The sequence below is a fragment of the Pseudomonas aeruginosa genome, from assembly GCF_001457615.1.
Taxonomy (GTDB): Bacteria; Pseudomonadota; Gammaproteobacteria; order Pseudomonadales; family Pseudomonadaceae; genus Pseudomonas; species Pseudomonas aeruginosa.
In genome coordinates, this window is record NZ_LN831024.1 from 403,470 (window position 1) to 422,972 (window position 19,503).

Sequence of the window (19,503 nt, forward strand, 5' to 3'; positions counted from 1 at the left end):
TTTCCTTCAGCCTGTTCCTATTCTGCCGCCCGTCGCCGGACGCCGGCCAGCTCAGTGCTGCCGCAGGCGGGCCTCCAGCCAGTCGGGGATGCGTCGTTCCAGGTAGTAGGTGGGCTGGCGCGGAGAGCCGTCGACGAAGCCGACGTGACCGCCGCGGGCGTGCAGCTCCAGCTCGGTGCAGGGTGCCAGTTCGCTGCGATCGGGCAGGCTGCGGGCGAACACGAAGGGGTCGTCGCTGGAATGGATGATCAGGCTCGGCGTGCGGATGTCCGGCAGGTAGTAGCGGCTGGACGCGCGCCGATAGTAATCCCTGGCGTCGGCGAAGCCGTGCAGCGGCGCGGTGACCCGGCCGTCGAAGTCCCAGAAGGTGCGCATGCCCTCCAGCGGACCGAGGCGTTGCAGGGCGGCCAGGCCTTCCGCCTGGCCCTGCTCGCCGAACAGCCGCTGCTTGTCCTGCACGTAGGTCAGCATGGCCTTCATGAAGTGCGCCTGGTAGACCCGGGAAAAGCCCAGGCCGATGCGGTCGGCGCACTCGTCCAGGCGGAACGGCACCGACACCGCGACGCCGCCGAGCAGCGGGCAGTCCCCAGCGGTTTCGCCCAGGTACTTGAGCAGCACGTTGCCGCCCAGCGAATAGCCGACCGCGTACAGCGGCGCTTGCGGGCGCCTGGCGCGCAGGTGCGCGACCACCTCGGCGAGGTCGTCGCTGACCCCGGAATGGTAGCCGCGCGGCAGGCGGTTCGGCTCCCCCGAGCAACCGCGCCAGTTCAGCGCCACGCTGGCCCAGCCGCGCTCCAGCAGGGCGCGCTGCAGACCGAGGATGTAGTGCGACGAGGATGACCCGGTGAGGCCGTGCAGCGCCAGCACCAGCGGGGTCTCGGCATCGTGCGGGCCGGCCCAGTCGAGGTCGATGAAGTCGCCATCGGCCAGCCACAGGCGTTCGCGCTGCCGTTCCAGGGTCGGCCCGCGGCGGAAGAACGGGCTCCACAGGGTCTGCAGGTGCGGATTGGGCAGCCACCAGGCGGGCTGGAAGGTCGGGGACGCGGTCATGCGCAGGTCATGGGCGGTGGTGGTGTGGCCACCAGCTTACCAGCCGAACTCGTCGGCGAGGTCCTCCGCCCGCTGGCGCGAACCGAGGATCGGTTGCAGTTCTTCGACGAGCTGCTGCCGATAGCGGGGCGCGACGCTGCAGTCGTCCAGCAGGATGTCCTCGCCGGCGCCGCTCCAGACCTCGCCGAAGCAGGCCAGGCTGGCCGCCATCTGCCACAGGTCGTCGAAGCACGGCGCCGGGTCCCAGCCCCTGCCGCCATGCAGGTCGAAGAGTATGCGCCCGCTGCCGGTCTCGAGGATGAACGGGTCGGCGCCCTGGTCGGCCACCACCAGCCAGTCGTCCTGCCAGCCCGACAGGCGCTCGCCGCTGATGCCGTGCCAGCGATAGCCGGCCTGGCGCTGCCAGAGGCGGGCCAGGGACGGCAGGAAAAATGGGTTGCCGGCACTCTCCAGGGTGCAGTCGAGTGGGCCGACCTCGCGGTAGAAACGCTCCAGCTCGGCGGGCAGGGCGATATCGCCCTGCCAGTCGGCGGCGGATTGCGCCGCGCAAGGCTCGCCAAGCGCCAGCAGGCGTTGGCGAATGCTCGCGGAAGCCGGGCTCATCCTCAGGCTCCCCGCTGCCAGAGCGCGTAATGTACGTTGCCGGCTTTCTTTTCCCGGTGCAGCCGCCAGTTTCCGGGCAGGCCGAGGGACGAGGGGACGCTCTCGCTCTCGGTATAGATCCAGGCGTCGGGGTTCAGCCAGCCGCGGGTTTCGAGCAGGCGGCAGGCGTCCTGCAGCAGGTTCTGATGGAACGGCGGGTCGAGGAACACCAGGTCGAAGGCGCTCGGAGCCTGGTTTCCCAGGTAGCGCACGGCATCGCCGAGGACCAGTTGGGCGGTGCCGCACTTGAGCGCGTCGAGGTGGTTGCGCAGGGCCGCCACCGCTTCGCCGTTGGTATCCAGGGCCAGCCCTTCGCGGGCGCCGCGCGACAACGCCTCGAGGAACAGCGCGCCGCTGCCGGCGAAGGGATCGAGCACCCGTGCGCCTTCGACATAGGGTGCCAGCCAGTTGAACAGGGTCTCGCGGACCCGGTCCGGGGTCGGTCGCAGGCCGGGCCCGTCGGGAAAGACGAAACGCCGGCTGCGCCATTCGCCACCGATGATCCGCAGCTGTCCCTGGCCGCCGTGGCGGCCGGGGGCTTTCGCAGTAGGTTTGCTCATCAATGCTCCGGAACGCCGCTGGGTTGCTGGGCCGGCTTGGCGGTGGGTGGCGGCAGGGGTTTCTGCGGCACGCTCGGGCCGGCGCTGACGATGACGAAGGCGTCGGCGTCCAGGTGCTTGGCCATGGCGCTCCTGACCTGTTCGACGCTGAGTCCCTCGACCTGCTTGAGGAAGCTTTCCAGGTAGTCCAGCGGCAGGCCGTAGAAACCGATGGCGCCGAGCTGGCCGACGATGTCGGCGTTGCTCGCGGTGGACAGCGGGAAGCTGCCGGCCAGTTCGCGCTTGGCGTCGTCCAGTTCCTTCTGGGTCGGGCCGTTGGCCAGGTAGTCGCGGACGATGTCCTGGACCAGCTTCAGCGCCCCCTCGCTGAGTTCGGCGCGGGTCTGGAAGTTGATCATGAACGGACCGCGTGCCTGCATGGCGGTGAAGCCGGAATAGATGCCGTAGGTCAGGCCGCGCTTTTCTCGCACCTGGTCCATCAGGCGGGTGCCGAAGCCGCCGCCGCCGAGGATCTGGTTGCCCAGGTAGAGCGCCGCGTAGTCGGGATCCTGGCGGTCGATGCCAAGCTGGGCGAGCATCAGGTGGGTCTGCTCGGAGGGGAAGTCGATGCGCGTCAGGCCGGGCTTGGGCGTTTCCGGCTGGACGGTCTTGGCCAGCGCCGGGCCCTGGGGCAGCGCCTTGGAGACTTCTGCGGCGATCGCTTCGGCCTCCTGCCGCGAGAGGTCGCCGACCAGCGCGATGACCACGTTGCCGGCGGCGTAGGCTTTCTTGTGGAACGCCTGCAATTGTTCGCGGCTGATCGGTGGAATGGACTTTTCGTCGCCGTCGCTGGAGTGCGCGTAGGGATGCTCGCCATAGAGGCGCTTGAACAGCTCCAGCCCGGCCAGCTTGCCGGGGTTCTGCTTCTGGTACTCGAAACCGGCCAGGACCTGGTTCTTGATGCGTGCCAGGGCGTCCTCGGGGAAGGTCGGCTGGCCGATCACCTGTTCGAACAGCTTCAGCGCCTGGGTCCGCTTGTCGGCGTCGGACAGGCTGCGCAGGCCGGCCACCGCCATGTCGCGGTAGGAGCCGTTGCTGAACGAGGCGCCGAGGTCCTCGAAGCCGGCGGCGATGGCAGTGGTGTCCTTGCCCGGCACGCCTTCGTTGAGCATGGCGTTGGTCAGCATCGACAGGCCGGGGGTGCCGGCGTCCTGGCTGCTGCCGGCGGCGAAGGTCAGGCGCAGGTCGAACATCGGCAGTTCATGGGCTTCGACGAACAGTACCTTGGCACCTTCGGCGGTCTTCCATTCCTGGATGTCCAGCTTGCGATGGACCGGCGCCTGCTTGGCGACGTCCTTCAGCGACTGCAACTGGTTTTCCTCGACCGCCGCGGCATGGGCCGCTGCCGGGGTCTGGGGGGGACGCGCGACGAAATAGGCCAGCGCGGCCAGCAACGCGATGACGATCAGGCCGAGCAGGCCATAACGCAGCCCTGTGCGCTCACTCATGACGGGCCTCCTTTTCCTCGGCCTTCACAGGCAGCACTTGCGCCAGGGTCAGGCGCGACAGGGTGAAATAGGTGCGGGCGGCTTTCTGGATATCGTCCGGAGTCACTGCCTTGAGGGCCTCCAGGTCCTGGTCGATCAGCTTCCAGGACAGGCCGACGCTTTCCAGCTGGCCGATGCTGCTGGCCTGGGCGGCGATGGAGTCCTTCTCGTAGACCATCCCGGCGATCATCTGCGCGCGCACGCGCTCGATCTCCGCGGCGCTGGGCGGGTTCTGCTTGAGGTCATCGAGCTGCTTCCACAGACCGGCCTCGACCTGCTCGAGGGTCTTGCCCTTCTGCACGTTCGGCGTGGCCGAGAGGACGAACAGGCTGTCGCCGCGGTTGAACGCGTCATAGTAGGTGGAGGCGCCGGCGACCAGCTCCTCGCCGCGCTCCAGGCGCGAGGCCAGGCGGGCGCTGTAGCCGCCATCGAGCAGCGCGCCGATCAGGCGCAGGGCGTTGACTTCGCGAGGGTTCTCGCTGCTGCCCAGGCTGGGCACGTTGAAGCCCATGATCAGGTTCGGCAGCTGGGTGCGTACGTACAGCTTGAGCCGGCGCTCGCCGGGCTCGGCCAGTTCCAGCGGCTTGCGCGCCGGCGGCAGCTGGCGCCAGGGGATCTCGCCGAAGTAGCGCTTGGCGAGGGTCTTGACCTCGTCGGCGGTGACGTCGCCGACCACTACCAGGGTGGCGTTGTTCGGCGCGTACCAGGATTCGTACCAGTGGCGCAGGTCGTCGATGGTCATGCGCTGCAGGTCGGCCATCCAGCCGATGGTCGGGGTGTGGTAGCCGCTGGCCGGGTAGGCGGCGGCCTTGAAGCGCTCGAAGGCGAGGGCGTTGGGATTGTCGTCGGTGCGCAGGCGGCGCTCCTCCTTGATCACCTCGATCTCGCTCTTGAACTGGTCGGCCGGCAGGCTCAGGTGGGCCATGCGGTCGGCTTCCATCTCCAGCGCCACCGGCAGGCGGTCGCGGGCCAGGACCTGGTAATAGGCGGTGTAGTCGTCGGTGGTGAAGGCGTTCTCTTCCGCACCCAGGTCGCGCAGCACCCGCGAGGCTTCGCCCGGGCCGAGCTTGCGGCTGCCCTTGAACATCATGTGTTCGAGGGCGTGGGACAGGCCGGTGAGCCCGGATGTCTCGTAGCTGGAGCCGATCCTGTACCAGAGTTGGGAAACCACCACCGGGGCGCGGTGGTCTTCACGCACTATGACCTTCAGGCCGTTGTCGAGGCTGAACTCGTGGGTGGGCTGGGTTTCCGCCGCCTGGGCGAAAAGCGGGAGACAAAGGCTGGCTAGGAGCAGGCCGACGCGGCGGCGAGCTGGGGTTTTCATGGTGATCTGGACCTTTCGTGCCGCCACCGGGGTCTCAGGTCACTGCGGGGCAGGACCCTTAGCCCCGTCGGGCGAGGAGATGCTAGGATACCCATCCGTTTTCCGGGCGGCCACGTCCCGTGCCGCTCCCTTGAGATACAAGCATTCATGTTTGGTTCCAACGACGACAAGAAGGCCCCGCAGGGCGGGGAAAAGAAAGGTCTGTTCGGCTGGTGGCGGAAAAAGCCGCAAGCCGGCGAGCAGCCTGCCGATCAGCCTGTCGAGCCGGTCTCCGAGACAGCGGCCGCCGAGCAGCGCGCGCCTGCCGATGACGTGGCGCAATCCCTGACAGAACAGCCAGGTCGGCAGCAGCCCTCCGCTGCCGAGCCGGCCGAGCCGGCGCCGGTTGCCGAAGCACCGCTCGCCAGTGACGAGCCAGCGTCGGCCGAGGAGCATTCGCCCCGGCCCGAGGCGCCCGTCGCGCAACCCGAGCCTATCCTGGCTGCCGAGCCCGAGCCCGAGCCCGAGCCCGAGCCCGTTGCGCCGCTGGCCGCCGCTCCGGCAGTCAGCGAGCCGGCGACCAGGCCGGGCTTCTTCGCCCGCCTCCGGCAGGGGCTGTCCAAGACCAGCGCCAGCATCGGCGAAGGCATGGCCAGCCTGTTCCTCGGTCGCAAGGAAATCGACGACGACCTGCTCGACGACATCGAGACGCGCCTGCTGACCGCCGACGTCGGCGTCGAGGCCACCACCCTGATCGTGCAGAACCTGACCAAGCGCGTGGCGCGCAAGGAGCTGGCCGACAGCGGCGCGCTGTACAAGGCGCTGCAGGAAGAGCTGGCCAGCCTGCTGCGCCCGGTGGAGCAGCCGTTGCAGGTCGACGTCGCGCGCGAGCCCTATGTGATCCTGGTGGTCGGGGTGAACGGCGTGGGCAAGACCACCACCATCGGCAAGCTGGCGAAGAAGCTGCAACTCGAGGGCAAGAAGGTCATGCTGGCCGCCGGCGACACCTTCCGCGCCGCCGCCGTGGAGCAGTTGCAGGTCTGGGGCGAGCGCAACCGCATCCCGGTGATCGCCCAGCACACCGGCGCCGACTCCGCCTCGGTGATCTTCGACGCGGTGCAGGCCGCCAAGGCCCGCGGCATCGACGTGCTGATCGCCGATACCGCCGGACGCCTGCATACCAAGGACAACCTGATGGAGGAGCTGAAGAAGGTGCGCCGGGTGATCGGCAAGCTGGACGAGACGGCGCCCCATGAGGTCCTGCTGGTGCTCGACGCCGGCACCGGGCAGAACGCCATCAACCAGGCCAAGCAGTTCAACCTCGCGGTGGAGCTGACCGGCCTGGCCCTGACCAAACTGGACGGCACCGCCAAGGGCGGGGTGATCTTCGCCCTGGCCAAGCAGTTCGGCCTGCCGATCCGCTATATCGGTGTCGGCGAGGGGATCGACGATCTCCGTACCTTCGAGGCCGACGCCTTCGTCCAGGCACTCTTCGCAGAGCGGGAGAACGCATGATCCGCTTCGAGCAGGTCGGCAAACGCTATCCCAACGGCCACGTAGGCCTGCACGAGGTGTCCTTCCGCGTGCACCGTGGCGAGATCCTCTTCGTCACCGGCCACTCCGGCGCCGGCAAGAGCACCCTGCTGCGCCTCATCCTGGCGATGGAGCGACCGACCAGCGGCAAGCTGTTGCTCGGCGGCCAGGACCTGGGGCGCATCACCACCGCGCAGATCCCTTTCCTGCGCCGGCAGATCGGCGTGGTGTTCCAGAACCACCAACTGCTCACCGATCGTACGGTGGCGGACAACATCGCCCTGCCGCTGCAGATCCTCGGCATGCCCAAGCCGGAGATCGCCAAGCGCGTGGCCTCGGCCCTGGAGCGGGTGAACCTGAAGGAAAAGGGCGAGGCGTTGCCTTCCGACCTTTCCACCGGCCAGCAGCAGCGGGTCGGCATTGCCCGCGCCATCGTCCACCAGCCGGCCCTGCTGCTGGCGGACGAACCCACCGGCAACCTCGACCCGCGACTCGCCTCGGAAATCATGGGTGTGTTCGAGGATATCAATCGCCTGGGCACCACCGTACTGATCGCCAGCCACGACCTGGCCCTGATCGCCCGTATGCGCCATCGCATGCTGACCCTGCAGCGTGGCCGGATCATCGCTGACCGTGAGGATGAGGCCTGATGAGCGCCAACGATCTTCCCCGTGGCCCCGAAGAGGGCGCACCGGAACGCAAGACCCGCGAGAAACCGAGCCAGGAGCAGACCGACTGGAGCGGCTCGTTCAGCGCCTACCTGGAAAGCCATCGCGCCAGCCTGGTGGACAGCCTGCGCCGGTTGTTCGGCCACCCGTTCGGCAGCTTCTTCACCTGCCTGGTGATGGGTATCACCCTGAGCCTGCCGATGGGCCTCTCGCTGCTGCTGAACAATGTCGAACGGCTCGGCGGCTCCTGGCAGCGGGCGGCGCAGATATCCCTGTTCCTCGACCTGAAGACCAGCGAAAATCAGGGCCAGGACCTGCGCGAGCAGATCGAGCGCCTGCCGGACGTGATCGAGGCCCAATTGATCAGCCGCGAGCAGGCGCTCAGCGAATTGCAGGAACAGTCCGGCCTGGGCGAAGCGCTCAAGGAGCTGCCGGAGAACCCGCTGCCGCCGGTGATCTCGGTCACGCCCAAGCAGATCGACCGGGCTGGCCTGGAGGCACTGCGCCAGCAGCTCGCGGAGCTGCCTCATGTGCAGCAGGCGCAGCTCGACCTGGTATGGGTCGAGCGCCTGAGCGCGATCCTCAAGCTCGGCGAACGCTTCGTCTTCGGCCTGACCATCCTGCTGGTGCTGACCCTCTTGCTGGTGGTGGGCAACACCATCCGCCTGCACATCGAAAATCGCCGTAACGAAATCGAGGTGATCAAGCTGGTCGGCGGGACGGACGGTTACGTGCGCCGGCCATTCCTGTACATGGGCGCGTTGTACGGCCTGGGCGCGGGCATCCTGTCCTGGGCGCTGCTGGCCTATTCGCTGAACTGGCTGAACGGTTCGGTGGTCAACCTTTCAGGGCTGTACGGCAGCGACTTCGGCCTGCAGGGCGTGCCGCTGGACGACGGCCTGTCGCTGACCGTGGGCGCGGTGCTGCTTGGCTGGGTCGGCGCCTGGCTGGCCGTGGCCCGCCACCTGCGCGAGCTGGCGCCGCGCTGAGGACAGGCGGATCACGACCGGCCAGCGGGTCGTTGTAAAGGAACTTATACACCCGCTTGCAGTCAGATATCCGAGTGCTACACTGCGCGAGTTTCGTGAATCGGAGGATTCGCATGACCACTTCTTTGCAACCTGTACATGCCTTGGTTCCAGGCGCAAACCTGGAAGCCTACGTGCACTCGGTGAACAGCATTCCGCTGTTGTCGCCGGAACAGGAGCGTGAACTGGCCGAACGCCTCTTCTATCAGCAAGACCTGGAAGCGGCGCGGCAGATGGTGTTGGCGCACCTGCGCTTCGTTGTTCATATCGCCAAGAGTTATTCGGGGTACGGCCTGGCCCAGGCCGACCTGATCCAGGAAGGCAACGTCGGCCTGATGAAGGCCGTGAAGCGTTTCAACCCGGAAATGGGCGTTCGCCTGGTGTCCTTCGCCGTGCACTGGATCAAGGCGGAGATCCACGAGTTCATCCTGCGCAACTGGCGGATCGTCAAGGTCGCCACCACCAAGGCGCAGCGCAAGCTGTTCTTCAACCTGCGCAGCCAGAAGAAGCGCCTGGCCTGGTTGAACAACGAGGAAGTCCATCGCGTCGCCGAGAGCCTGGGGGTCGAGCCCCGCGAAGTGCGCGAGATGGAAAGCCGCCTGACCGGCCAGGACATGGCGTTCGACCCGGCCGCCGACGCGGACGACGAGAGCGCCTACCAGTCGCCGGCGCATTACCTCGAAGACCACCGCTACGACCCGGCGCGCCAGTTGGAAGACGCCGACTGGAGCGACAGCTCCAGCGCCAACCTGCACGAGGCGCTGGAAGGCCTCGACGAGCGCAGCCGCGACATTCTCCAGCAGCGCTGGCTGTCCGAGGAGAAGGCCACGCTGCACGACCTGGCGGAAAAGTACAACGTTTCCGCCGAGCGTATCCGGCAGCTGGAAAAGAACGCCATGAGCAAGCTGAAAGGGCGGATTCTCGCCTGATCGCCGCGCCTCGCGAAAACCGCACCCCGCAAGGGTGCGGTTTTTTTCTGCCCGGAGGAATCCCATGCCGCGCAATACCCGCTGGCTGTTCTACTTGTCGCTGGCGGTCCTGACCTTCGTCGTCGGCGCCTGGCTGGTCCGTACGCCGGAACCGGCGCGACCGTTGCCGTGGCTGGCCGACTGGCAGGAGCAGGTGCTGGCGCCGTTGGCGGACAACGCCTTGACCCTGCGCCAGCTGCACGACGCGGTGGATGGCGAGTTGTGGGTGGACCCGCGCCTGGATGGCGTGCGCCTGGCCTTCCGTGGCCGCCTGCTGGGCGACGGCGGCCCCTGGCAGGTGGAAGGCGAGCTGGGCCTGAGCGCCGAGGAGCAACTGAGCCTGCAGCGGGCATCTGCGTTGCAGCCTGGCAGCGCGCCGCAGCCATTGAGCGCCGGATTGGAAGGACAGTTGGGCGACAAGCCGATCGTGGCGCTGAGCATGATTCCCGAAGGCAGGGTCGGTGCCGAGCGGCTGCTGGCCAGTCTCGGCCAGCCGCGCCTGCGCCTGCAACTGGCCCAGGGCGAGGCCTGGGTCTATCCGCAACTGGGCCTGACCGCGCACCTGCCGGACGACGACTTGCGACTGATGCTCGCGGTGCCGCGCCAGGCCCTGGAAAAACCGCCGCGTTGAGCTTTCAGCGCTCCAGGCGCAGCAGGTAGTCGTCGCCGCCCAACTGCCACATCTGCTGGCGAATCCAGGCCGCGCGCTGGCGTACGTAGGGGCCCGGCCTGGCCGCGCTCCATTTCAGCGGGCTGGGCAGCACCGCGGCGAGCTGGCTGGCCTGGGTGCGGCTCAGGCGCTCGGCGTCGAGGCCGAAGTGATAGCGTGCCGCAGCCTGCGCGCCGAAGACGCCCGGGCCCCATTCGGCGCTGTTCAGGTAGACCTCGAGAATCCGTTGCTTGGTCCAGAGCGTCTCGATCAGCAGGGTGAACCAGGCCTCCAGGCCCTTGCGCAGCCAACTGCGCCCGGACCAGAGGAAGACGTTCTTCGCCACCTGCTGGCTGAGCGTACTGGCGCCGCGGATACTGCCGCCGCGCTCGTTGTGCGCGAGGGCCTGCTGGATGGCCGGCAGGTCGAAGCCGTGGTGCTCGGCGAAGTGCTGGTCCTCGCCGGCGATCACCGCGACCTTCAGGCTGTCCGGCAACTGCTCCCAGGAGCGCCAGTCGCGCTGCAGGTCGATGGGCTGGCCGTCGACCCAGGAGCCGACCTTGCGTTCGACCATGACCATGGTCCCCGGTGGCGGCACCCAGCGCAGGACCGCGACCAGCACGACGCTGGCGGCCATGAACCAGAGCAGGTACTTGAACAGGCGGCGGAACAGGGATCGCAACATGCGCGGCTTGGCTTGGAAGAAGGGGGCGGCCATTATAGCGGGCTGGATGCTATCACCGGAGTCTTGTCCATGCTTCGTCCCTTCCTGTTGTTGGCGGCATTTTTCGGTTTCACCGGCGTGGCCCTCGGGGCGTTCGCCGCCCACGGCCTGAAGAAGCAGCTCAGCGCCGAGTACCTGGCGGTATTCCAGACCGGCGTGCACTACCAGTTGATCCACGCCCTGGCGCTGTTCGGCGTGGCGCTGCTCGCCACCCGCCTGGACGGCCGCCTGGTGAGCGCGGCGGGTGGCCTGTTCACGCTGGGCATCCTGCTGTTCTCCGGCAGCCTCTACCTGCTGACCCTCAGTGGCATCGGCAAGCTCGGCATCGTCACCCCGTTCGGCGGCGTCTCCTTCCTCGCCGGCTGGCTGTGCCTGGGGCTGGCCGCCTGGCGCCTGGGCAACGCCTGAGACCGGTTGCCTCAGGCGGCGCACTTGTCGACAAGGCGCCTTGGTCATCGGGGTGGATCGGGCTAGAATGCCGCTCCCTTTCACTTTCGTGACCGTCCAGCCATGCAGATTCAACTGAACGGCGAGCCCTTCGAGCTGCCCGACGCGCAGAGCGTCGCGGACCTGCTGGCCCGCCTGGAGCTTGGCGGCCGCCGCGTGGCCGTCGAGCTGAACCTGGATATCGTGCCGCGCAGCCAGCACGCCAGCACCGCGCTCAAGGATGGCGACCGCGTGGAGATCGTCCACGCCATCGGCGGCGGCTAGGCCTGGCCCCCGAACCCTTCCATCGGCCCCGCAAGCCTTTCCATCCAGGAGTCATCCGATGAGCCAAGCATCCAGTACCGATACCCCCTTCGTCATCGCCGGCCGTACCTATGGCTCGCGCCTGCTGGTGGGGACCGGCAAGTACAAGGACCTCGACGAGACCCGCCGGGCCATCGAGGCCTCCGGAGCGGAGATCGTCACGGTGGCGGTGCGGCGCACCAACATCGGGCAGAATCCCGACGAGCCGAACCTGCTGGATGTGATCCCGCCGGATCGCTACACCATCCTGCCGAACACCGCCGGCTGCTATGACGCGGTCGAGGCCGTGCGCACCTGCCGTCTGGCCCGCGAGCTGCTGGACGGGCACAACCTGGTCAAGCTGGAAGTCCTCGCCGACCAGAAGACCCTGTTCCCCAACGTCGTCGAGACCCTCAAGGCCGCCGAGCAACTGGTGAAGGACGGCTTCGACGTGATGGTGTACACCAGCGACGACCCGATCATCGCCCGCCAACTGGCCGAGATCGGCTGCATCGCGGTGATGCCGCTGGCCGGCCTGATCGGCTCCGGCCTGGGCATCTGCAACCCCTACAACCTGCGCATCATCCTCGAGGAAGCCAAGGTCCCGGTGCTGGTCGACGCCGGCGTTGGCACCGCTTCCGATGCAGCGATCGCCATGGAGCTGGGTTGCGAGGCGGTGCTGATGAACACCGCCATCGCCCATGCCAAGGACCCGGTGATGATGGCCGAGGCCATGAAGCACGCGATCGTCGCCGGTCGTCTCGCCTACCTGGCCGGACGCATGCCGCGCAAGCTGTATGCCAGCGCCTCGTCGCCGCTGGACGGCCTGATCGACTGATACCGACTACCTGGGGCGGGCTGTCCGCCGGATGCGGGAAGCGTCCGGCAGGCAGCCCGCCCTTCTGTCTCTAGCAAGGTTTTCTTTTCCATGAGCGATACCCCGCAATCCCCGGCCCAGGACTCCCTGGCGGAACACGACGAAGCACGGCCGATGCGCACCGTGAAGAGCTTCGTGATGCGCGCCGGGCGCATGACCGAAGGCCAGCAGCGTGGCCTCGACCTGGGCTGGCCGAAGTTCGGCCTGGAACTGAGCGATGAGGTTCAGGACTTCGACGCGATCTTCGGTCGCCAGGCGCCGCGGACTTTCGAGATCGGTTTCGGCATGGGCCATTCCACCCTGGAAATGGCCGCCGCTGCGCCTGACATCGACTTCATCGGCGTCGAGGTGCACAAGCCGGGCGTCGGCGCGCTGCTCAACGGCCTGCTGACCCAGGGCCTGGGCAACGTGCGGGTGTATAGCTGCGACGCGCTGGAAGTGCTGCGCCACTGCGTGGCCGACGCCAGCCTCGATCGGCTGCTGCTGTTCTTCCCCGATCCCTGGCACAAGAAGCGCCACCACAAGCGGCGGATCGTCCAGCCGGAATTCGCCGAACTGGTGCGGCGCAAGCTGAAGGTCGGCGGCGTGCTGCACATGGCCACCGACTGGGAGCCCTATGCCGAGCACATGCTGGACGTCATGAGCGCGGCGCCGGGCTACCGCAACCAGGCCGAAGACGGCCGCTTCGTGCCGCGCCCGCAAGAGCGTCCGGTGACCAAGTTCGAGCGGCGCGGGGAGCGCCTGGGACATGGCGTCTGGGACCTCAAGTTCGAGCGCGTCGACTGATCCATCGCACCAGCGACGTACCCCTGGCGCCGAACCGGCGCCGGGACTCCAAGCAGACCGGGAACACCCGGCGGACCTCACCTTCAAGCTGCACGTTTCCCGGCTTCGGCCGGATCCAATAATAAGAGCGGCACGGCTCGGCCGGCTGCAAAGGAGACTGCTGTGTTGAAGAAACTGGGCATCCTGTTGCTCGGGGCCGGTTGCGCCTGGGCGGCGCAGGCCAAGGTAGACGAAGTCCAGGCCGCACGCCTGGACCAGGACCTGACCCCGCTGGGGGCGGAGCGGGCCGGCAACGCCGATGGCAGCATCCCGCCCTGGACCGGCGGCATCACCCAGGCGCCGGCCGGCTACCGGCCCGGCATGCATCACCTCGACCCGTTCGCCGCCGATCGTCCGCGCCTGGTCCTCGACAGCCGCAACATGGCCGCCTACCAGGCGCTGCTGACGCCGGGCACCCAGGCCTTGCTGCAGGCCAACCCGGACTACCACCTGCGGGTCTTCCCCACCCGCCGCAGCGCATCCCTGCCGCAGCGCCTGTACGACGCTACCCGCGCCAACGCCAGCCGCGCCGAGCTGATCGCCGACGGCAACGGCGTGCAGGGCGCTGCCGCCGGCGTGCCCTTCCCCCTGCCGCAGAGCGGCCAGGAAGCGATCTGGAACCACATCATGCGCTACCGCGGCGAGCAACTGCACCTGCAGACCAACCAGGCGGCGGTGCTGGCCAACGGCAGCTACAACCTGCTCAAGCTCGACCGCTACCTGTACTTCGTCTATGGCCGCGAGGGGATGATCCCGGAGAACCTCGACAACACGTTGTTCTACTACAAGTACAAGGTGGTCGCGCCGGCGCGCCTGGCCGGTTCGGCGCTGGTGGTGCAGGAAACCCTCGACCAGGTGCTGTCGATCCGCAAGGCCTGGCGCTTCAACCGTGGCGAGCGGCGCGTGCGGCGCTTGCCGACCCTGGCCTACGACAGCCTGCAGCCGGATACCAACGGCATGGCCACGGCGGACACCGTGGATGTCTACAACGGCGCACCGGACCACTACGAGTGGGCGTTGCTCGGCAAGCGCGAGATGCTGGTGCCTTACAACAGCTACGCGGTGCACCAGAAGGGCCTCGCCTATGGCGACATCCTCAAGAGCCGCTTCATCAATCCCGACCTGCTGCGCTACGAGCTGCATCGCGTCTGGGTGGTCGAGGCGACCCTGCGCAAGGGCTTCAGCCATCCCTACGCCAAGCGCCGCTTCTACCTCGACGAAGACAGCTGGCAGATCCTCGCCGCCGACATCTACGACAAGGATGGCGTGCTGACCCGGGCCCAGGAGGTCCATCCGATCAACTACTACGATGTGCCGCTGGTCTCCAGCACCCTGGAAGCGATCTACGACTTCAAGGGCGGCCGCTACTTCGTCGATGGGCTGGACAACAACGAGCCGATGTACGACTTCGGCGTGCAGGTCGGGCCGCGCGACTTCACCCCGCAGGCGCTGCGCCGGGAGGGGAACTGAGGCGGACGGCCCTCAGACGATCAGCTCGGCGCCGCGTAGCGTGCCGTCGTCGTCCAGGCGCGCCGGCGCCGGGCTGATCTGCAGGTACTTGATGCTGTCCCGCGGAATCAGCAGCAGGTCGCCGTCGACCTCGACGCTGAGATAGGGCGTGTCCAGTTGCTGGCGGATGCTGCGGGCAACCTCGGCCGGGTCGTCCTGCTGGCGCGGGAAGCGCAGCGACAGGCGCTGGCCGTCGGTGAAATGCAGGTAGAGGTGCTTGATCGGTTTCATGCGGGCTCCCGGAGGCCATGACGCTCTTGGGGACGGCGCTGGCCGCCGGGAGACCGGGGGCTCAGCTGCGATCGGCGATCATGCCGATCACGAAGAACACTAGCAGGAGCACGGGCGCCAGGGTGTAGTTGTTGAAGTAGCCGAGGCCCTTGGCCAGCCAGGGGGTGACGAAGACCATCGCCAGGCCGTAGCCGACCGCGCAGATCAACACGAACAGCAGGGTGCGGAAGACGAAGTTGAGGCTGCCGATGCGCTGCTGTACCCAGGCGTTGATCGCCGGGCCGAACAGCACCAGCAGGGTGGCCATGATGGCCAGGGAAATGTCCGACAGGTGGCTGCGGCTCCAGCGCGACAGGGTGGCGATCAGGTCCAGCGCGTAATCCATCGAGGGTTCCTTGTAACGAATCGGCGTGTCGGTCGGCGGAGTTTACCTGCCTGCCGGCACGGATGGGCGTGCATCCGTCGTCACGGCAGGAAATGTTGCAGCAGGTCGTTGAGGAACAGCTGGCCGCGTTCGCTGGGACGCAGGCGCTGCGGGTCGTCGGCGAGCAGCCCGGCGTCGCGCGCGGCGGCGCAGGCATCGGCGATCGCCGCCAGTGGCTGGCCGGTGCGCTGCGGGTAGAGCGCGGCGGGGACGCCGTCGACCAGGCGCAGCACGTTCATCATGAACTCGAATGGCAGGTCGGCCGCTTCCAGCGGGCGCTCGCCGGCCTGGAAGGCCTTTTGCGGGTTGAGGTAGTCCTTCGGCAGGCGGGTCTTCCAGGTCCGCACGATGCGTCCGTCCGGCGCGCTCAGCTTGGCGTGGGCGCCGGCGCCGATGCCGAGGAAGTCGCCGAAGCTCCAGTAGTTCAGGTTGTGCCGGGCGCGCAGGCCGTCGCGGGCGTAGGCGGAGGTCTCGTACTGGCGGTAGCCGTGCTCGTCGAGCAGGGCCTGGCCGGCTTCCTGGATGTCCCAGAGGATGTCGTCCTCGGGCAGCTCCGGCGGCTGGCTCCAGAACACCGTGTTCGGCTCCATGGTCAGTTGGTACCAGGAGAGGTGCGTGGGGGCCAGGGCGAGGGCCTGGCGCAGGTCGGCCAGGGCGTCGTCGAGGCTCTGCCCGGGCAGGCCGTGCATCAGGTCGAGGTTGAAGTTGTCGAAGCCGGCCTGGCGCGCCATGTCGGCGGCGCGCACTGCCTCGGCGCCGTCGTGGATGCGCCCCAGGGCCTGCAGCTTGTCGGCCTGGAAGCTCTGCACGCCGATGGACAGGCGATTGATGCCGAGGCGCCGGTAGTCGGCGAACTTGACCTGTTCGAAGGTGCCGGGATTGGCTTCCAGGGTGATCTCGATGCCGTCGGCGAAGCCGACCCTGCGCTCGACGCCTTCCAGTAGCCGGCCCAGGGCCTTGGCCGAGAACAGGCTGGGCGTGCCGCCGCCGAAGAAGATCGAACCCAGGCGCCGGCCGTGGACATGGCGCAGGTCTTGCTCCAGGTCGGCGAGCAGGGCGTCGACATAGGCCTCTTCGGGCAGCTCCGGGCCAGCGGCGTGGGAGTTGAAGTCGCAATACGGGCACTTGCGCACGCACCACGGGATGTGCACGTACAGGGCCAGGGGCGGGAGCTGGAACGGGGTGGCTTGGGTCACGGCGGGGCGGGGTGGAGGCGGTTTCGGGGCGCTATCGTGGCATGAGTTCGGCCAACCTCCAAGGCGGCCGGACGAAACGCCGTGCCGACGCCGCCCGGGGGCGGCGCCGGCGGTTGCGGCTCAGAGACCCAGGCGCTGCTTGAGCAGGGCCATGGCGCGGGCCCGGTGGCTGAGGCGGTTCTTCTCCTCCGGCGCCAGCTCGGCGCTGGAGCAGTCGCGTTCCGGCACCCAGAACAGCGGGTCGTAGCCGAAGCCGTGGGCGCCGCGGGCTTCGCGGAGGATGCGGCCTTCCCAGATGCCCTCGCAGAGGATCGGTAGCGGGTCGTCGGCGTGGCGCACCAGCGCCAGCACGCTGACGAACTGTGCGCCGCGCTCGGCGTCCGGGACATCCTTCATGGCCTCCAGCAGCTTGGCGTTGTTCGCCGCGTCGCCCCGGCCGTCGGCATAGCGCGCCGAGTAGATGCCCGGCGCGCCGCCGAGGAAGTCCACCGCCAGCCCGGAGTCGTCGGCCAGCGCCGGCAGGCCGGAGAGGCGTGCGGCGTTGCGTGCCTTGAGGATGGCGTTCTCGACGAAGGAAAGACCGGTTTCCTCCGGTTCCACCTGGCTGAACTCGCCGATCGAGCGCACCTTCACGCTGGCGCCGAGCATGGCCTGGAGTTCCTTGAGTTTGCCGGCATTGTGGCTGGCCAGCACCAGCTGTTCGAGCTTGATCATTCGTCCGGGAAGATTTCCTTGTTGAAACTGAAGGTTTGCGCAGGTTCGCCCTTGGCCTCGACCTTGATGGTGAAGACCAGGGTCTCGCGCTGGCTGATCGGGAATTGCGCCAGGTTGTAGATGGCGCCTTCCTCGCTGACTCGGCGGAACTCCAGGGGGATGACCTTGCCGGTCAGGTCCTTGGCCGAGCCGGTCACGGCGGCCTCTACCGGCTTGCCTTTCTCCATCGGCACCACGTTGATCACGCCCTGCGCCTTGCTGCGTACCAGGCCGACCGCGCTGGCCACGTTGGGCTGGAGGAAGCTGGAGTTGAACACGTTGTAGTGGACGTCCAGGTCGCCGAAGCGCTGCACCTGCTCGGCGAGGACCGGCAGGCTCAGGCAGAGGCCGAGGACGAAAGCGGTGAAGCGGCGCATGGTGGTTTCTCCTGAAAGGTGGCATGGACGTTGTCCATGGTCTGCTGCCGGCGGCCTTGGCCGGCTTCGGCAGCGCTCTCCCGAGGACGAGCGGAGGGGCGCCCGGCCCTGGCCCGCAGCCTGGCGCGTTCCTAGACGGCGAGGTTGCGGGTCTGCACTCCGGGTCCGGTGACCCGGTAGATTCCAATCTCACCCAATAGATTAGGCCACAGCCGGCTGGCCCAGCCATGCCGGTGGTCACGGTCCACGGCCAGGCGGTCGAGCACGCGCATGCGCAACTGGCGGCACAGGCGCTCGAAGTCCTGGAAGGTGCAGAAATGGATGTTCGGCGTGTTGTACCAGGTATACGGCAGGAACTCGGAGACCGGCATCCGGCCGTTGCGCGCCAGGTACCAGCGGCAGCGCCAGTGGCCGAAGTTGGGGAAAGTGATGATGCAGGTCTTGCCGACCCGCAGCATCTCTTCGAGGATCTTGTCCGGATAGTGCACGGCCTGTAGCGCCTGGGTCATCACCACCACGTCGAAGCTGTCGCTGGCGAAGTTGCCCAGGCCCTTGTCGAGGTCCTGCTCGATCACGTTCACCCCGTTTTCGATGCAACGGGCGATGTTGTCGGGATCGATCTCCAGGCCGTAGCCGCTGACCTGCTTGTGGTCGCGCAGCCAGGCCAGGAGTTCGCCGTCGCCGCAGCCGAGGTCGAGGACGCGGCTGCCGGCGGGAATCCATTCCTGGATGATTTCGAGATCGGCGCGCATCGGATCCTCACACGCTGATGCGGTTCATGTAACCGCTGAAGGCTTGCAGGTACCGGGGGATCGGCATGAGGAAGGCGTCGTGGCCTTGCGGGGCGTCGATCTCCAGGTAGCTGACGTTCTTTTTCGCCGCGATCAGGGCGTCGACGATTTCCCGCGAGCGGGCCGGCGAGAAACGCCAGTCGGTGGTGAAGGACATCAGGCAGAAGCCCGCCTCGACGCCCTCCAGGGTGCGCACCAGGTCGTCGCCGTGGGCGGCGGCGGGGTCGAAATAGTCCAGCGCCTTGGTCATCAGCAGGTAGGTATTGGCGTCGAAGCGGGTGGAGAACTCCTCGCCCTGGTAGCGCAGGTAACTCTCGACCTGGAACTCGACGCTGTGCAGGTCGTAGTTGAGCTTCTCGGTCTTCAGTACGCGGCCGAATTTGGCGCCCATGGCGTCGTCGGACAGGTAGGTGATATGGCCGACCATCCGCGCCAGCTTGAGGCCGCGCTTGGGAATCACGCCCTGTTCCTGGAAGTAGCCGCCGAGGAACTCAGGGTCGGAAAGAATCGCCTGCCGGGCGACTTCGTTGAAGGCGATGTTCTGCGCCGACAGCTTCGGCGCGCTGGCGATGCACAGGCAGTGACGGACGCGCTCGGGGTAGCTGATGGTCCATTGCAGCGCCTGCATGCCGCCGAGGCTGCCGCCGACCACCGCGGCCCACTGGCGGATGCCGAGGCGGTCTGCCAGGCGCGCCTGGCTATGCACCCAGTCTTCCACCGTGACCATCGGGAAGTCCGCGCCGTAGACCTTGCCGGTCGCCGGATTGATGCTGGCGGGGCCGCTGGATCCGTTGCAACCGCCGAGGTTGTTGAGGGCGACGACGAAGAACTTGCGGGTGTCGATCGGCTTGCCCGGACCGATGCAACTGTCCCACCAGCCCGGCTTGCGCTCGTCGACACTGTGGTAGCCGGCGGCGTGGTGGTGACCGGAGAGGGCGTGGCAGATCAGCACCGCGTTGCTCTGCGTGGCATTCAGCTCGCCGTAGGTTTCGATCACCAGGTCGTACTCGGCCAGGGACTTGCCGCTGGTCAGCTCGAGCGGTTCGTTGAAGTGCAGCGTCTGGGGGGAGACCAGACCGACGGAGTCGTCGGGGAAGACTGTGGGCATCGACCCTGCTCTCGAACAAAGGAGGGCGCCAG

Annotated in this window: 23 protein-coding genes; 10 read left to right on the forward strand and 13 right to left on the reverse strand. The window is 67.6% G+C overall.

Annotation, left to right across the window (positions count from 1 at the left end; translation table 11 throughout):
- Positions 1–51: 51 nt before the first annotated feature.
- From AT700_RS01825 to AT700_RS01845, 5 genes are read right to left on the reverse strand one after another with little or no spacing between them, the layout of a single operon-like run.
- Entirely contained in the window at positions 52–1,050 is a 999-nt protein-coding gene (locus AT700_RS01825; protein ID WP_034073645.1) for a hydrolase, read from the reverse strand.
- 36 nt (positions 1,051–1,086) lie between these two features.
- On the reverse strand, positions 1,087–1,653 hold the full coding sequence (locus AT700_RS01830) for a hypothetical protein (protein WP_023910832.1): 567 nt from the start codon (positions 1,651–1,653) through the stop codon (positions 1,087–1,089).
- A 2-nt stretch (positions 1,654–1,655) separates the two neighbouring features.
- Positions 1,656–2,252: a 16S rRNA (guanine(966)-N(2))-methyltransferase RsmD gene (rsmD, locus tag AT700_RS01835; RefSeq protein WP_003102864.1), complete on the reverse strand. Its 597-nt coding sequence runs from the start codon at positions 2,250–2,252 to the stop codon at positions 1,656–1,658.
- Positions 2,252–3,739, reverse strand: a complete 1,488-nt coding sequence (locus tag AT700_RS01840; RefSeq protein WP_034073644.1) for a M16 family metallopeptidase — start codon at positions 3,737–3,739, stop codon at positions 2,252–2,254. Before AT700_RS01840 ends, rsmD begins: the two co-directional genes overlap by 1 nt.
- Positions 3,732–5,129 (reverse strand): M16 family metallopeptidase, encoded by a 1,398-nt coding sequence (locus AT700_RS01845; protein WP_078801517.1) that lies wholly within the window; start codon positions 5,127–5,129, stop codon positions 3,732–3,734. Before AT700_RS01845 ends, AT700_RS01840 begins: the two co-directional genes overlap by 8 nt.
- A gap of 120 nt (positions 5,130–5,249) precedes the next feature.
- On the opposite strand from AT700_RS01845, the gene ftsY reads away from it, so the two are divergent.
- From ftsY to AT700_RS01870, 5 genes are all read left to right on the forward strand, one after another.
- A complete protein-coding gene (gene ftsY / locus AT700_RS01850) occupies positions 5,250–6,596 on the forward strand; it encodes a signal recognition particle-docking protein FtsY (protein WP_003160919.1) in 1,347 nt (448 codons plus the stop codon).
- Positions 6,593–7,264, forward strand: a complete 672-nt coding sequence (ftsE, locus tag AT700_RS01855) for a cell division ATP-binding protein FtsE (protein WP_003084505.1) — start codon at positions 6,593–6,595, stop codon at positions 7,262–7,264. Before ftsY ends, ftsE begins: the two co-directional genes overlap by 4 nt.
- Positions 7,264–8,271, forward strand: coding sequence for a permease-like cell division protein FtsX (gene ftsX / locus AT700_RS01860; RefSeq protein ID WP_003084508.1), 1,008 nt, complete (start codon positions 7,264–7,266; stop codon positions 8,269–8,271). The genes ftsE and ftsX overlap by 1 nt, the downstream gene beginning before the upstream one ends.
- Positions 8,272–8,384: 113 nt before the next feature.
- Positions 8,385–9,239 (forward strand): RNA polymerase sigma factor RpoH, encoded by an 855-nt coding sequence (rpoH, locus tag AT700_RS01865; protein WP_003084510.1) that lies wholly within the window; start codon positions 8,385–8,387, stop codon positions 9,237–9,239.
- Positions 9,240–9,303: 64 nt separating this feature from the next.
- On the forward strand, positions 9,304–9,909 hold the full coding sequence (locus tag AT700_RS01870) for a hypothetical protein (RefSeq protein WP_003084511.1): 606 nt from the start codon (positions 9,304–9,306) through the stop codon (positions 9,907–9,909).
- Positions 9,910–9,913: 4 nt separating this feature from the next.
- Here the strand turns inward: AT700_RS01870 and mtgA are convergent, their stop codons facing one another.
- Positions 9,914–10,645, reverse strand: a complete 732-nt coding sequence (gene mtgA / locus AT700_RS01875) for a monofunctional biosynthetic peptidoglycan transglycosylase (RefSeq protein WP_003100972.1) — start codon at positions 10,643–10,645, stop codon at positions 9,914–9,916.
- A gap of 36 nt (positions 10,646–10,681) precedes the next feature.
- Between mtgA and AT700_RS01880 the strand changes: the two genes are divergently transcribed.
- The 5 genes from AT700_RS01880 to AT700_RS01900 all read left to right on the forward strand — a co-directional run bounded on the left by AT700_RS01880 (position 10,682) and on the right by AT700_RS01900 (position 14,552).
- The gene (locus tag AT700_RS01880) at positions 10,682–11,059 is read left to right on the forward strand and encodes a DUF423 domain-containing protein (RefSeq protein ID WP_003084513.1); all 378 of its coding nucleotides are present in this window, start codon (positions 10,682–10,684) and stop codon (positions 11,057–11,059) included.
- A gap of 102 nt (positions 11,060–11,161) precedes the next feature.
- Entirely contained in the window at positions 11,162–11,362 is a 201-nt protein-coding gene (gene thiS / locus AT700_RS01885) for a sulfur carrier protein ThiS (protein WP_003084514.1), read from the forward strand.
- A gap of 58 nt (positions 11,363–11,420) precedes the next feature.
- A complete protein-coding gene (locus AT700_RS01890; protein WP_003084517.1) occupies positions 11,421–12,218 on the forward strand; it encodes a thiazole synthase in 798 nt (265 codons plus the stop codon).
- Positions 12,219–12,371: 153 nt separating this feature from the next.
- Complete coding sequence (trmB, locus tag AT700_RS01895; protein ID WP_003118800.1) at positions 12,372–13,043, forward strand: tRNA (guanosine(46)-N7)-methyltransferase TrmB; 672 nt, start codon at positions 12,372–12,374, stop codon at positions 13,041–13,043.
- A 162-nt stretch (positions 13,044–13,205) separates the two neighbouring features.
- A complete protein-coding gene (locus tag AT700_RS01900) occupies positions 13,206–14,552 on the forward strand; it encodes a DUF1329 domain-containing protein (RefSeq protein ID WP_003114884.1) in 1,347 nt (448 codons plus the stop codon).
- A gap of 12 nt (positions 14,553–14,564) precedes the next feature.
- On the opposite strand, the gene AT700_RS01905 is transcribed toward AT700_RS01900, so the two are convergent.
- From AT700_RS01905 to metX, 7 genes are all read right to left on the reverse strand, one after another.
- Complete coding sequence (locus AT700_RS01905) at positions 14,565–14,822, reverse strand: hypothetical protein (protein ID WP_003084524.1); 258 nt, start codon at positions 14,820–14,822, stop codon at positions 14,565–14,567.
- 61 nt (positions 14,823–14,883) lie between these two features.
- Positions 14,884–15,207: a DUF3392 domain-containing protein gene (locus AT700_RS01910; protein WP_003084525.1), complete on the reverse strand. Its 324-nt coding sequence runs from the start codon at positions 15,205–15,207 to the stop codon at positions 14,884–14,886.
- A gap of 80 nt (positions 15,208–15,287) precedes the next feature.
- Positions 15,288–16,442, reverse strand: a complete 1,155-nt coding sequence (gene hemW / locus AT700_RS01915; protein ID WP_003117893.1) for a radical SAM family heme chaperone HemW — start codon at positions 16,440–16,442, stop codon at positions 15,288–15,290.
- A gap of 120 nt (positions 16,443–16,562) precedes the next feature.
- Positions 16,563–17,156 carry an RdgB/HAM1 family non-canonical purine NTP pyrophosphatase gene (gene rdgB / locus AT700_RS01920; RefSeq protein ID WP_003084527.1) on the reverse strand — a complete coding sequence of 198 codons (594 nt, stop codon included), beginning with the start codon at positions 17,154–17,156 and terminating at the stop codon, positions 16,563–16,565.
- Entirely contained in the window at positions 17,153–17,572 is a 420-nt protein-coding gene (locus AT700_RS01925) for a DUF4426 domain-containing protein (protein ID WP_003100965.1), read from the reverse strand. Before AT700_RS01925 ends, rdgB begins: the two co-directional genes overlap by 4 nt.
- 131 nt (positions 17,573–17,703) lie before the next feature.
- Positions 17,704–18,324 (reverse strand): methionine biosynthesis protein MetW, encoded by a 621-nt coding sequence (gene metW / locus AT700_RS01930; protein ID WP_003084530.1) that lies wholly within the window; start codon positions 18,322–18,324, stop codon positions 17,704–17,706.
- 7 nt (positions 18,325–18,331) lie between these two features.
- Complete coding sequence (gene metX, locus AT700_RS01935) at positions 18,332–19,471, reverse strand: homoserine O-succinyltransferase MetX (protein WP_048520713.1); 1,140 nt, start codon at positions 19,469–19,471, stop codon at positions 18,332–18,334.
- Positions 19,472–19,503: the final 32 nt, after the last annotated feature.